This is a genomic window from Streptomyces swartbergensis (assembly GCF_002148965.1).
Classification (GTDB): Bacteria; Actinomycetota; Actinomycetes; order Streptomycetales; family Streptomycetaceae; genus Streptomyces; species Streptomyces swartbergensis.
In genome coordinates, this window is sequence record NZ_NGFN01000813.1 from 1 (window position 1) to 744 (window position 744).

Annotated in this window: 1 protein-coding gene; it reads right to left on the bottom strand. The window is 69.8% G+C overall.

All coding sequences use genetic code 11. The annotated features are described in order from the left end of the window. Nucleotides 1–593: hypothetical protein (locus CA983_RS44490; RefSeq protein WP_107500375.1), on the bottom strand; the 593-nt coding region annotated here is incomplete at its 3' end. Nucleotides 594–744: the final 151 nt, after the last annotated feature.

Consider the following 744-nt stretch of genomic DNA (forward strand, 5'->3'; position numbering starts at 1 on the left):
GGTGGGGGCGGGAGTTTGCTGGTCAGGCGGTTGCGGACCAGGGCGGCGGCGTGGTGGACGGGCGTCGGCAAGCCGGCCGTGAGCGCACGCAGTACGTCCTCCTCCGAGGCGCCCCGCTCGAACCACTCCGTCACCAGCGGGGCGAGCGTCGCGCAGTCGGCCTGGGAGAGGGACAGGACGGGTGCCGTGCGGCCGAGGGCGGCCAGGAGGATGTGGGCGCGGGAGCGGGTGGGACGTTGTCGCTGCTTCGGTACGTCGCCCCGGGTGAAGGCGGCCCACCAGTCATCTTCCCGGGCGGTACGAGACCACCACGAACGGGTGATCCAACGGGCGCTGCCGTCGTCCGCCGTGACGCACTCCCGGCCCCGGCGCAGGTGGCCCGCCTGCTGGATGCGGTTGAGGGCGGTGCCGAGGGCGCACTGTCCGTACGGCAGGTGCTTGGCCAGCGTCTTTACGGAGATGTCGGCGCCGTCGGGGAGCCGGTCGAGGTAGGCGGCGATGGCGGCTTCGCGGGGTGGGAGGTGAGCGAAGTCGTGGTTGGTGTGGGGGAGTTGGTCGGGGACGGAACGCTTGCCGTAACCCGGATTCGCCATTGGGTGCGCGGACGCGGAGGCAGCACTAAGCTGGGACTCAGCCATGGGATCGAACTTGTCCTTCGATCTTGATGGTTAAGCCCCCGCAGGTGTTGCTAGCACCTTGCGGGGGCTGTTGCGTATGCAGAGACGTTAGAGGCCTGTCACCGTC